Origin of the sequence: Bacteroides sp. ZJ-18, assembly GCF_011038705.2 — a bacterium.
GTDB lineage: Bacteria > Bacteroidota > Bacteroidia > Bacteroidales > Bacteroidaceae > Bacteroides > Bacteroides hominis.
Genome location: NZ_CP072198.1, coordinates 2,696,095 through 2,708,459 on the forward strand (window position 1 = coordinate 2,696,095; position 12,365 = coordinate 2,708,459).

Sequence of the window (12,365 nt, forward strand, 5' to 3'; positions counted from 1 at the left end):
TTCTCTGAAATGTTTATAAAATAAAAAGGTTGAGGATTAAATTAGAAAATAGTTGTAGATTCAAATATTAAAACTCATCTTTGCATATTTACTGATAAATCTACTTTTATATTACTATGAATATACGATTTTATTATAAGTATCTTTCATCACGAGTTGCTTCAAAATGGCTGATACTTGCTGTCGATGTTCTTTTAGTGATTTTTTCAATGTTTTTGGCGAGCCTTTTGCAAATAGGTTTGTCTGTGTTAGTTTTTGAATTCTCACTATGGGTGTGGACAACTCTATTCTGCGTAATATGTAATGTGTGTTTCTTTCATCTGAATCGTACTTATGTAGGAGTAATTCGCTATTCTTCCTTTATTGACATTTCTCGTATTTTTATTTCTTTAACTCTGGGCTATTTTGTTGTTTGTATCGGCAATTTGCTTTGGATAGGGTGGAGTGGAGGAGAAGTTCTGCCGATTAGTGTTATTCTTACAGCTTATATAGTTAATTTTTCCTTGATGGTTTGTTTGCGAATCTTGGTGAAAATGATACATGAGTTGATGACTTTTGATCGTAGGCACAGTATTCGCGTTTTTGTCTATGGTTCAAAAGGGTCTGGTATTAATATTGCCAAATCGCTACGGGTTAGTAGAAGTAATCATTTTAGATTGAAAGGGTTTATTTCTGATGATACGGGATTTATTGGGAAGCAAACAATGGGTTGCCGGGTATACGCGAATAATGAGTCTTTGTTTGATATATTAGAAGAAGAAAGAGTCGAGGCTATTATTGTTTCTTCCGAGAAAGTACATCGCCTTGAAACTTCCGGCATGATTGATCGGTTGATAGCTGAAGATATCCGTATTCTTACAGTACCTCCTATCAATGATCTTGGAAGGCAAGGCGTGCAAATAAAAGATATACAGATTGAAGATTTGTTACAACGGGATCCAATACATGTTGATATCCGGAAAATATCTTCACACATTGAAGGGAAGCGGATTATGATCACGGGAGCTGCTGGGTCTATAGGACGTGAGATGGTTAGGCAGATAGCGGGGCTGAACCCATATAAGTTGATTTTGGTTGACCAGGCGGAGTCTCCGTTACATAATGTGCAATTAGAATTACTGGATAATTGGCGGGATATTGATGCTAAAATGTTGGTGGCTGATGTAACTAATCGAACGAGGATGGAGTATATTTATAAGGAGTATCGGCCGCAATATGTTTTTCATGCTGCTGCTTATAAGCATGTGCCAATGATGGAGGATAATGTGTCTGAAGCGATACAGGTGAATGTATTGGGAACTTGCATTATGGCCGACTTGGCTGTGAAATATGGCGTAGATAAGTTTGTGATGGTTTCTACAGATAAAGCTGTTAATCCGACCAATGTTATGGGGTGCAGTAAAAGGCTTGCCGAGATCTATGTTCAGTCCCTTGCTCGTAAGTTATCTAAATATGCAAAAGATGGGGCACAAGTGAAGTTTATTACAACTCGTTTTGGAAATGTACTCGGATCAAATGGCTCTGTAATACCCAGATTTAAGCAGCAGATAGAAAAGGGTGGTCCGGTGACTGTGACACATCCTCAGGTTATACGTTATTTTATGACTATTCCAGAGGCTTGTCAGTTGGTATTGGAGGCTGGAAGCATGGGAAATGGAGGTGAAATCTATATTTTTGATATGGGTAATCCTGTGAAGATTGTTGATTTGGCGCGAAGAATGATTTATTTAAGTGGGCAGAAAAATATAAAAATAGAGTTTACCGGATTAAGACATGGTGAGAAGCTGTATGAAGAGTTGCTGAATGTAAAAGAGTCTACTTGTCCTACTTATCATGAAAAAATAATGATAGCAAAAGTTCGTGAATATGATTATGAGGAGATAAAGCAAGAAATTCAAAGGTTAATAGATTTGAGTTATACTTCCGACACCATGGGCATTGTTGCTTCTATGAAAAAGATCGTTCCAGAGTTTGTTAGTAAGAATTCTGAGTTTGAGATATTGGATAAAGCCTCTTTTTAATCTATTTTCGAAAACTTAGGAATGAAATAAATGTATATTATGAAAATAATATGTTACCTTTGTGCCCGGTTTATAATTTATTAGAGGAACACTAAAGATTAATCAGAATATCTTATGCGTAGATTTATTACACTATTCTTCTTGATTTTTACCTTATCCGGTGTAGCTGTAGCTCAGCAAATGTCCGATGATCAGGTCGTACAGTATGTAAAAGATGCTCAAAAGATGGGTAAAACTCAGAAGCAGATTACAACAGAGTTGATGAGAAGAGGCGTTACGAAGGAACAGGTCGAGCGTATTCAGGAAAAATATGAAAATGGAAATGGTAGTACAAGTACACAGAGTAACCAGAATACAACAAGGTCTCGTACACGTACTCAGCAAAATGATGAAAGTGACTATTCGAATCGTTCTCAGAAAAACCTGAAGGATCAGAAAAATCAAAAGAATCAGAAAAATATAAAAGGTCTCCGTCAATCGGCTAACCAGAAAAATAAACGGGGTATGGGCGATGATAATCAGGAAATGACTGATGAGGACATGATGTATGAAGAGGATTGGTCTGATGAATATATGATGAAACCGGAAGAGGATCCGACACAACAGATTTTTGGACATAATATCTTCACTAACGAGAATCTTACATTTGAGCCTAATGTAAATATTGCTACTCCTGTAAACTATCGCTTGGGTCCTGGAGACGAGGTGATTATAGATGTTTGGGGAGCTTCTCAGACAACAATAAGACAGACTATTTCGCCAGAGGGCAGTATTTTAGTTGATAATCTCGGTCCTATTTATTTAAGCGGGATGACTGTTCGTGAAGCTAATAACACGGTACGTCGTGAATTTTCAAAAATCTATGCCGGCATTTCAGGTCCGAACCCTAACACCTCTGTCGATTTAACATTGGGGAATATACGTACTATCCAAATCAGTATTATGGGAGAAGTGGCTATACCGGGCACTTATGCGCTCTCGGCATTCTCTTCTGTATTCCATGCTTTGTATCGCGCTGGTGGCGTTAATAAGATCGGTAGTCTGCGTAGTATCAAAGTCGTGCGTAACGGTAAGAAAATAGCCGATTTGGATGTTTACGATTTTATAATGAAAGGTAAATTGAATGACGATGTCCGCTTGCAAGACGGTGATGTGGTTATTGTTGATCCTTATGAATCCTTAGTACAAATTACTGGCAAGGTAAAAAGACCAATGTTTTATGAAATGAAACCTTCTGAGACGATGGCTACTATTTTGAAATACTCAGGAGGATTCACTGGAGATGCTTATAAGAAAGCTATACGCCTGATTCGTAAAACGGGTCGTGAACATCAAGTATATAATGTGGACGAAATGGACTATTCGGTATTTAAACTGGATGATGGAGACGTTTTAGCTGTTGATTCGGTATTAGAACGTTTTGAGAATCGTGTAGAAGTCCGTGGAGCTGTTTATCGTGCCGGTATGTATCAAATTGATGGTACTGTAAATACTGTAAAACAGCTAATAAAGAAAGCTGAAGGGGTAAGAGGAGATGCTTTTTTGAATCGTGCCATTATCGATCGTGAAAACGACGACCTTACTCATGAAATGATTCAAATTGATCTGAAGGGATTGTTGAATGGCACAGTTGCTGATATTCCTCTTCAGAAGAATGATATACTTTATATTCCAAGTATTGAAGATTTGAAAGAAGAAGCGACACTTACTATTCATGGCGAGGTTGCCAATCCGGGTACTTACTTATACTCGTCGAATATGTCGGTTGAGGATCTTGTTTTGCAGGCCGGTGGATTATTAGAAGCTGCTTCAACAGCTCGTGTTGATGTGTCCCGTCGAATTAAAAATTCAAAAAGTACAGAATTGAGCAATGTGGTTGGTAAGACTTTCTCTTTTGAGTTGAAGGATGGTTTCCTTGTTGGAGGCGATCAGGATTTCCATTTGGAGCCTTTTGATGAGGTGTATATTCGTCGTAGTCCTGCTTATCATCAACAACAAAATGTTACGGTTGGCGGTGAAGTTTTATTTGGTGGTCGCTATGCGTTATCGAAAAAGAATGAACGCCTTAGTGACTTGATTGCCAAGGCCGGTGGGATTACTCAAGATGCTTATGTAAAAGGTGCGCGTTTGATTCGTAAAATGACTGAAGAGGAATTACGGCGCAAGGAAGATGCGCTCCGCATGGCTAATAAAGGTGGGGCTGATTCTATCTCTGTCAAGACACTGGATGTTTCTGATACTTATTCTGTGGGTATAGAATTGGAAAAGGCTTTGGCTAATCCCGGATCGGACTTTGATATGGTGTTGCGTGAAGGTGATATTCTGTTCGTGCCGGAATATGTAAGTACAGTAAAAATCAATGGTGCTGTAATGTATCCTAATACAGTCTTGTATAAGAAGGGTGAAAGTTTGAAGTACTATATTAATCAGGCTGGTGGTTTTGCAAGTCTTGCGAAAAAGAAAAGAGCTTTTGTTGTCTATATGAATGGTACCGTTTCTCGTCTGCGTACAGGTAATTCCAAGGCAATAGAACCGGGATGTGAGATTATTGTGCCAAGTAAGGATCCGAAGAAGAGAATGTCGGCAGCCGAAATTATAGGAATGGGTACTTCTGCGGCTTCATTAGCTACTATGATTGCAACTATGGTTAACCTTTTTAAGTAATGACTATGACTGAAGATAAGAATATAAATAAAACGACTCCACAACCTGAAGAACAAGAGATCGATTTGATAGAGTTGGCTCAGAAAGTTTGGGCTGGTCGGAAATTGGTATTTAAAGTTTGTGGGATTGCCCTGTTGGTAGGCCTTGTGGTAGCTTTTAGTATTCCCAAAGAATATTCTACTAGTGTGACGCTGGCGCCTGAGACTGGTAGTAAGTCATCTACAGGAGGTATGGGAGCATTAGCTGCTATGGCTGGTATCAATATTGGCAGTTCAAGTGGAGAAGATGCTCTTTCTCCCGAATTATATCCGGATATTGTCAGCTCTACGCCATTCTTGTTGGAAATGTTTGATGTAAAAGTGACTGACCAGAAAGGCAAAATTAATACGACTCTATATGAGTACTTGGATAAACATCAGCGATCTCCATGGTGGGGGGCGATTGCATCAGCTCCTTTTAAAGCATTAGGTTGGGTGGTTTCTTTGTTTAAAGATACACCGGAAGAACTTGGAGACGCAAAAATAAATCCTTTTTGTCTGACTCCGGATCAGGCCGGGATTGCAGATGCTTTGAGTCATCGTATATCTGTTTCAGTAGATAAGAAAACAGGAGTGACTACACTTTCTGTAACAATGCAGGATCCGTTAATTTCTGCAGCTTTAACAGATACAGTAATGCATTGCTTGCAAAATTATATAACTGATTATCGCACAAATAAAGCGCGTCATGATTTGGCTTTTACGGAGAAACTATTTGATGAAGCTCAGGGGAACTACTATGAGGCTCAGCAGAAATATGCTCACTTCATGGATGGCAACCAGAATATCATTATGCAGAGTTTTCGTACAGAGCAAGAGCGCTTGCAAAATGAGGTAAATTTAGCTTATGGAGTGTTCACTCAAGTGGCGCAACAATTGCAAGTAGCGAAAGCTAAAGTACAGGAAATTACTCCTGTTTATACTGTAGTACAACCTGCAACAGTCCCTTTGAGACCGGCTAAACCTAATAAAATCATGATTTTAATTGGTTTTGTATTCTTAGCGGGTGTTGGTAGTATAGGATGGATTCTCTTTGTTAAAGATTTATTGAACGGATGGAAGAAACAGCCAGAAAAATAAAAGAAAATGCTTCTTGTTGGTATGCTGTATATACGGCACCAAGAGCAGAGAAGAAAGTGAAGGAACAACTGGATAAGATAGGTATTGATAACTACCTGCCTCTTCAGCCAGTGATTCGTATGTGGAACAACCGTAAGAAAAAGATTTTTATTCCTGTTGTTCCGGGATGTCTATTTGTATATATCTCCTCTGAAGAGATTGCACAAGTAACCAGTATTCATGGTGTAACTTTTTTGTTGAAGGAAAAGGGACGATATGTTTCTATACCTGAGGTGCAGATGGAAACTTTCAGAACGATGATAGAACGTTCCCATGAATTGGTTGAGTTCGCGCCTACAGATTTTGTTCCAGGAGCTACTGTACAGGTGATTCGTGGACAGTTGCAGGGATTAGTGGCTGAATTAGTTGAATGTCAGGGAAACAATAAGTTGTTACTTCGGATTGAAGGGTTGGGATGTGCTTTGGCTACAGTATCTGTAGATTGTGTAGTATCAAAAGAAAAACAATGAAACTGATTACCGAAGAACTTCTTGATAGAGTAACTGATCAGGCTAAGGAGAATTCACGTCTTCGAATGAATTATAATTTCCATGAATCCATGGAAGCTGCTATTCATAGGATGTTGAATGCTTTAGAGCCTGGAACTTATTTACCCCCTCATCGCCATAAAAACCCGGATAAGGAAGAAGTTTACTTGGTTTTACGAGGGAGCTTATTGGCTATTTTATTTGATGATGAGGGTAATGTAATGGAAAAGGTCAATCTGAATCCGACTCAAGGTCGTTATGGAATTGAAATTCCTCCTTGCGTATGGCATACTATTATTGTCTTGGAATCAGGAACGGTTATTTATGAGATTAAGCAGGGGCCTTTTGTACCTCTTACTCCGGAGAATCTGGCATCTTGGGCACCTCCAGTTGCTGACAAGGAGGCTGCCCGATTATTTATGGAGCGAATGCTTGAGTTTTAACACTCAAACATTCTGCTTCTTGCAAGCATGCAAGCTCCTACGATACCTGCCCTGTCTTTAAGTTTTGATGTTACGATTGCTGAGTCTTTGTTTACTAAATTAAGTGAATATTTGCGGACGGCAGTTTTTATAGGTTGGGTGATATAGTCACCTGTAAGTGAAATTGTTCCACCGATAATGACAAGTTCTGGATTGAAGAGATTGATAAGTCCGGCAATTTGTTTTCCTAGTTTCTGCCCAATTTCTTCCACTATCTCAATACACAAAAGGTCTTCTTTGTTTACAGAAGCAATGATTTCGTCCAGTGTTATAGGATTATTGACATCTCCTATACGGCTGGATAAAATAGAGTTTTCTCCGTTTTGTATACGTTCTAACAAGATACGGTGTAGTGCGGAACCAGAAGCTTCGGTCTCAAGACAGCCTTTTTTGCCACAATGACAAATGATTTCATTATCAAAAGTACTGGTATGGCCAAACTCTCCGGAAAATCCTGATTTGCCGGTATAAATTTTGCCATCGATAATAATTCCAACACCTAATCCCCAACTGATATTTACGAAAATAATATCCTTTTCACCGTTTACGCATCCCTTTAGATATTCTCCATAGGTCATGGCGCGTGTATCATTGTCTATAGTGACCTTATATCCTAATTTTTCTGCCAAGACTTCTGATAATGGACGTTCCTCAAAGTTAAACTGGCTGAAACTATATCCGGACTCCGGGTTGACACGACCTGAAACGTTTACATTGATATTCAGTATTTTCTCCTTGGCTATTGTCAGTTTCTTTATGAAGTTTGAAATGAGTTTGCATAATTCATTCAATCCCTCTATTGAATTCTCAAATTTATAAGGGATATTCATTTTAAGTTCCATCATGTCGCCCTTGAAGTTTATCAAACCGATATTAATAGCAAATCTTTTAATATCAACTCCTATGAAATAACCGGATTCCGGGTTTAGGCCATATAAATTAGGATGGCGCCCTCCACTTGTTTCTAATTTACCGTAGTCGTTAATATAGCCTTCCTCACACATTTCACTAATAAATTTTGTAACTGTGGGGACGCTAAGATCCAACTCTTTAGACAGGTCAGTAATTGTTGAACTGCCATTATATATATAATGTGTAATAATTTTCTTTTTGAGAAGAGCGCTTTTGGTTCCTAGTTCTATTTCTTTTAAAAGATGTTGTTTCATATAGATTAATTATTTTGGTAATATCTACAAAGATAGTTAATTTGTTTATTAATTCTGAGTTTTCAGGGTGAAAAGATGTTTCTCTATTGTTTTTAATTGATAATAATAGTGAATGAATTTTATTAAGCGGATATTTGAATCTTCTTTTTATTAATAAAATATTTTATTATATGTTGATTGTTTAATAAATATGCGTATATTTGTACCGATATGCTAAGGATATTACGAGTGTATTATGAAAAACTAGTTCCTAATCCATATTAAAATTCTATATCATTAATATAAAAACGAAATTATCATGGAAAAGATTATTGGATTGATCAATGCTCCTTTTACTCCGTTTTATGAAAATGGAGAAGTAAATTATGAACCCATTGAAGCATATGCTAAGATGTTAGTAAAGAACGGTCTGCAAGGTGTATTCATTAATGGATCTTCTGGTGAAGGATATATGTTAACCGATGAAGAACGTATGAAACTCGCCGAACGTTGGGTAGAAGTTTCACCGGAAGGATTTAAGGTAATTGTACATGTAGGTAGTTGCTGTGTAAAGTCAAGTCGTAAGCTTGCCGAACATGCTCAGAAAATCGGTGCATGGGGAATTGGCGCTATGGCTCCTCCTTTTCCGAAAGTGGGTCGTGTCGAAGAACTCGTGAAATACTGTGAAGAAATAGCCTGTGGCGCTCCAAATCTTCCATTCTATTATTATCATATTCCTGCATTTAATGGAGCATTCTTATCAATGGTTTCATTTCTGGAGGCAGTAGATGGACGTATTCCGAATTTTGCGGGAATTAAATATACTTTTGAGAGTATGTATGAATACAATCAGTGCCGCTTGTATAAAGGAGGTAAATTTGATATGCTGCATGGGCAAGATGAAACCATTCTTCCATGTCTGGCTATGGGTGGTGCTCAAGGCGGCATTGGAGGAACTACCAATTATAATGGTGTAAATCTGGTTGGTATTATAGAAGCATGGAAAGCCGGAGATCTTGATAAAGCGCGCGAATTACAGAATTTCTCTCAGGAAGTTATTAATGTAATCTGTCATTTCCGAGGAAATATTGTAGGTGGAAAGCGGATTATGAAATTGATAGGATTGGATTTAGGTAAGAATCGTACTCCTTTCCAGAATATGACAGATGATGAAGAAATACGTATGAAAGCTGAGTTAGAGGCTATTCATTTCTTTGATCGTTGCAATAAGTTTTAAGATAAACTAATACTGCAATTGCTATGAATACTACAGAATATCTACAGACATGGTCTGACTCTTATAAAAATGACATGATAAGCAATATCATGCCCTTTTGGATGAAATATGGTTGGGATCGCAAAAACGGAGGTGTTTATACCTGCGTAGACCGAGATGGCCAGCTGATGGATACAACCAAATCTGTTTGGTTCCAAGGGAGATTTGCTTTTACATGTTCATATGCATATAATCACATTGAACATAATTCAGAATGGCTGGAAGCTGCGAAAAGTACCCTTGATTTTATTGGAGCACATTGTTTCGATACAGATGGGCGTATGTTTTTTGAAGTGACTGAAACGGGTTTGCCTATTCGTAAACGTCGTTATGTTTTCTCTGAAACATTTGCTGCCATTGCGATGTCGGAATATGCTATCGCATCGGGCGATCATAATTACGCTGTTAAAGCCTTGAAACTGTTCAATGATATCCGGCGCTTTCTTTCTACTCCTGGAATTCTGGAACCGAAATATTGTGAACGCGTACAGATGAAAGGACACTCTATTATTATGATTCTTATTAATGTAGCTTCACGTATTCGTGCTGCTATTAATGATCCGGTTCTTGATCAACAAATAGAGGAATCTATAGCCATTTTGCGTAAAGACTTCATGCATCCGGAGTTTAAAGCTTTGCTTGAAACAGTAGGTCCCAATGGAGAATTTATTGATACAAATGCTACTCGTACCATTAATCCTGGGCATTGTATCGAGACTTCGTGGTTTATTCTTGAAGAAGCTAAGAGTCGTAATTGGGATAAAGAGATGGTCGATACAGCGCTTACGATTCTTGATTGGTCCTGGGAATGGGGTTGGGATAAGGAATTTGGAGGTATTATAAACTTCCGTGACTGTCGAAACCTGCCTTCGCAAGATTACGCACATGATATGAAGTTCTGGTGGCCACAGACAGAAGCCATTATTGCAACATTATATGCATATCAAGCTACTAAAGATGAAAAATATTTGGCTATGCATAAACAAATCAGTGATTGGACTTATGCCCATTTCCCTGATCCGGAATTTGGTGAATGGTACGGTTATCTTCATCGTGACGGAACAATTTCTCAGCCTGCAAAAGGAAATTTGTTTAAGGGACCATTCCACATTCCTAGAATGATGACGAAAGGCTATGCACTTTGTCAGGAATTGCTGTCAGAAAAATAATCTCTTATTTATATCATGAAAAACTCAAAAATTTATCCTTGGATAGTGGTTGCCCTCCTATGGGGGGTAGCCCTACTCAATTATATGGACCGACAAATGCTTAGCACGATGAAAGATGCTATGCAAGTAGATATTGTAGAACTTCAGTCGGCAACTAATTTTGGCCGTTTAATGGCCGTTTTCCTTTGGATTTATGGTCTTATGAGCCCAATTTCTGGTATGATTGCCGATAGACTGAATCGTAAATGGTTGATTGTTGGCAGTCTTTTTGTTTGGTCTTTTGTGACCTATTTAATGGGAGTTGCAGAAACATTTAATCAAGTCTTTTGGTTACGTGCATTGATGGGAGTGAGCGAAGCTCTTTATATTCCGGCCGGCCTTTCTTTAATTGCTGATTATCATGGTGAAAAATCACGTTCTTTGGCGGTTGGTATTCACATGACCGGACTTTATACCGGACAGGCTATTGGTGGCTTTGGCGCTACGGTTGCGGCTGCTTTCTCTTGGCATACTACTTTTCATTGGTTTGGTATTATTGGTATTGCATATGCCTTTGTTTTGGTATTATTTTTAAGAGATAAAAAAGAGCATGTTAAAGTAGAACGTCCGGAACCTTCATCCAAGAATGGCGAGAAAGCAGGTTTGTTTAAAGGCTTATCATTACTATTCAGTAATATAGCTTTCTGGGTTATATTGCTTTATTTTGCGGCTCCTAGTTTGCCGGGATGGGCTACTAAAAATTGGCTTCCAACTTTGTTTGCTGAAAACCTTGATATTCCAATGTCACAGGCAGGACCTATGTCGACTATAACAATTGCACTATCTTCATTTATTGGTGTAATTTTAGGTGGTACTCTTTCTGATAAATGGGTACAAAAAAATATTCGTGGGCGTGTATATACCGGTGCAATTGGTTTGGGATTGACGATTCCCTCTTTGTTATTATTGGGATTTGGGCATAGTTTTGTTGCTGTTGTTGGGGCTGGGTTATTATTTGGTATCGGCTATGGTATTTTTGATGCTAATAATATGCCTATTCTTTGTCAGTTCGTTTCTTCTAAATATCGTGCAACAGCATATGGCATCATGAATATGACAGGAGTATTTGCAGGAGCATTTATCACAGATTTGCTGGGTAAGTGGACCGATGGTGGAAATTTAGGTTTAGGTTTTGCCATGTTGGCTATCATTGTATTTATAGCACTGGCAGTACAACTCTACTTCCTGCGTCCGAAAACAGATAATATGGAATAAAAATAAAAGGAAATGATTGTATCTAATTTACAGAACAGCCAAAGGGTAGAAGGACTTCACCCACTGTTTAAAACTCTGTTTGATTACGTAAAAACACATGATTTACTTCATGCCGAATTAGGACGAATTGAGATAGATGGTGATAACTTATTTATTAATAATGTGAATCCTGAGTGTGTTACACGCGATAAACAAGTTTTGGAGTTACATCGCGATTACATTGATGTACATATTTTGTTGGAAGGAACAGAGACTATAGGCTGGAAAGCTATTGAAGATCTAAAGAGTGAAATGAAACCTTATGCGGCAGAAGGGGATTGTGCTCTTTACTCTGATGTGCCTACTACATTCGTTGATTTGCTCCCGGGACAATTCATGATTGTATATCCGGAGGATCCCCATGCTCCCCTTATCGGACAAGGTAAGATTCGTAAACTTATAGCAAAAGTTAAATTGTAGTTTGTTAAACGTATAATAAAAAAAACGTCTGGATTGTTAATATTAATAATCCAGGCGTTTTTTATTATAGAGCTGTTATGTAAATTTCTATCATCATTGATTTGATAGATGTTTATTTTTTCTATGCAAATGGGAGAGGAGAGAGTTTCTTATTATAAGATTCTCTCTCCTCTATTTATATATTGCTTATAATCAGTGTTATTATGTTCTATATAAGGTAAATGTCTTTTTAGAGAGAATGACTATTATG

10 protein-coding genes are annotated in these 12,365 nt (G+C 38.0%); 9 read left to right on the forward strand and 1 reads right to left on the reverse strand.

Annotated features, from left to right (window positions below):
* The first annotated feature begins 116 nt into the window (after positions 1-116).
* The 5 genes from G7Y45_RS10750 (at position 117) to G7Y45_RS10770 (ending at position 6,773) form a co-directional block, all read left to right on the forward strand.
* Positions 117-2,021, forward strand: coding sequence for a nucleoside-diphosphate sugar epimerase/dehydratase (locus tag G7Y45_RS10750; RefSeq protein WP_005776487.1), 1,905 nt, complete (start codon positions 117-119; stop codon positions 2,019-2,021).
* 114 nt (positions 2,022-2,135) lie between these two features.
* The gene (locus G7Y45_RS10755) at positions 2,136-4,685 is read left to right on the forward strand and encodes an SLBB domain-containing protein (RefSeq protein ID WP_005809019.1); all 2,550 of its coding nucleotides are present in this window, start codon (positions 2,136-2,138) and stop codon (positions 4,683-4,685) included.
* A gap of 5 nt (positions 4,686-4,690) precedes the next feature.
* Positions 4,691-5,803, forward strand: coding sequence for a Wzz/FepE/Etk N-terminal domain-containing protein (locus G7Y45_RS10760; RefSeq protein ID WP_032530691.1), 1,113 nt, complete (start codon positions 4,691-4,693; stop codon positions 5,801-5,803).
* Entirely contained in the window at positions 5,779-6,312 is a 534-nt protein-coding gene (locus tag G7Y45_RS10765) for a UpxY family transcription antiterminator (RefSeq protein ID WP_005819503.1), read from the forward strand. Before G7Y45_RS10760 ends, G7Y45_RS10765 begins: the two co-directional genes overlap by 25 nt.
* Entirely contained in the window at positions 6,309-6,773 is a 465-nt protein-coding gene (locus G7Y45_RS10770; RefSeq protein WP_005776491.1) for a WbuC family cupin fold metalloprotein, read from the forward strand. Before G7Y45_RS10765 ends, G7Y45_RS10770 begins: the two co-directional genes overlap by 4 nt.
* Here the strand turns inward: G7Y45_RS10770 and G7Y45_RS10775 are convergent.
* Positions 6,770-7,978 (reverse strand): ROK family transcriptional regulator, encoded by a 1,209-nt coding sequence (locus G7Y45_RS10775; RefSeq protein WP_005776492.1) that lies wholly within the window; start codon positions 7,976-7,978, stop codon positions 6,770-6,772. The genes G7Y45_RS10770 and G7Y45_RS10775 overlap by 4 nt on opposite strands.
* A 298-nt stretch (positions 7,979-8,276) precedes the next feature.
* On the opposite strand from G7Y45_RS10775, the gene G7Y45_RS10780 reads away from it, so the two are divergent.
* From G7Y45_RS10780 to G7Y45_RS10795, 4 genes are read left to right on the forward strand one after another with little or no spacing between them, the layout of a single operon-like run.
* Positions 8,277-9,194 (forward strand): dihydrodipicolinate synthase family protein, encoded by a 918-nt coding sequence (locus G7Y45_RS10780; RefSeq protein ID WP_005776494.1) that lies wholly within the window; start codon positions 8,277-8,279, stop codon positions 9,192-9,194.
* Positions 9,195-9,217: 23 nt separating this feature from the next.
* A complete protein-coding gene (locus G7Y45_RS10785) occupies positions 9,218-10,402 on the forward strand; it encodes an AGE family epimerase/isomerase (RefSeq protein WP_165015391.1) in 1,185 nt (394 codons plus the stop codon).
* 15 nt (positions 10,403-10,417) lie between these two features.
* Entirely contained in the window at positions 10,418-11,656 is a 1,239-nt protein-coding gene (locus G7Y45_RS10790) for an MFS transporter (protein ID WP_005776496.1), read from the forward strand.
* 12 nt (positions 11,657-11,668) lie between these two features.
* Positions 11,669-12,115: a YhcH/YjgK/YiaL family protein gene (locus tag G7Y45_RS10795; protein ID WP_005776497.1), complete on the forward strand. Its 447-nt coding sequence runs from the start codon at positions 11,669-11,671 to the stop codon at positions 12,113-12,115.
* Positions 12,116-12,365: the final 250 nt, after the last annotated feature.

What these genes read in the sequence shown, in the direction of transcription:
- G7Y45_RS10750 (WP_005776487.1), top strand. Translation starts at nt 117, where the DNA reads ATGAATATACGATTTTATTATAAGTATCTTTCATCACGAGTTGCTTCA.
- G7Y45_RS10755 (WP_005809019.1), top strand. Translation starts at nt 2,136, where the DNA reads ATGCGTAGATTTATTACACTATTCTTCTTGATTTTTACCTTATCCGGT.
- G7Y45_RS10760 (WP_032530691.1), top strand. Translation starts at nt 4,691, where the DNA reads ATGACTGAAGATAAGAATATAAATAAAACGACTCCACAACCTGAAGAA.
- G7Y45_RS10765 (WP_005819503.1), top strand. Translation starts at nt 5,779, where the DNA reads ATGGAAGAAACAGCCAGAAAAATAAAAGAAAATGCTTCTTGTTGGTAT.
- G7Y45_RS10770 (WP_005776491.1), top strand. Translation starts at nt 6,309, where the DNA reads ATGAAACTGATTACCGAAGAACTTCTTGATAGAGTAACTGATCAGGCT.
- G7Y45_RS10775 (WP_005776492.1), bottom strand. Translation starts at nt 7,978, where the DNA reads ATGAAACAACATCTTTTAAAAGAAATAGAACTAGGAACCAAAAGCGCT.
- G7Y45_RS10780 (WP_005776494.1), top strand. Translation starts at nt 8,277, where the DNA reads ATGGAAAAGATTATTGGATTGATCAATGCTCCTTTTACTCCGTTTTAT.
- G7Y45_RS10785 (WP_165015391.1), top strand. Translation starts at nt 9,218, where the DNA reads ATGAATACTACAGAATATCTACAGACATGGTCTGACTCTTATAAAAAT.
- G7Y45_RS10790 (WP_005776496.1), top strand. Translation starts at nt 10,418, where the DNA reads ATGAAAAACTCAAAAATTTATCCTTGGATAGTGGTTGCCCTCCTATGG.
- G7Y45_RS10795 (WP_005776497.1), top strand. Translation starts at nt 11,669, where the DNA reads ATGATTGTATCTAATTTACAGAACAGCCAAAGGGTAGAAGGACTTCAC.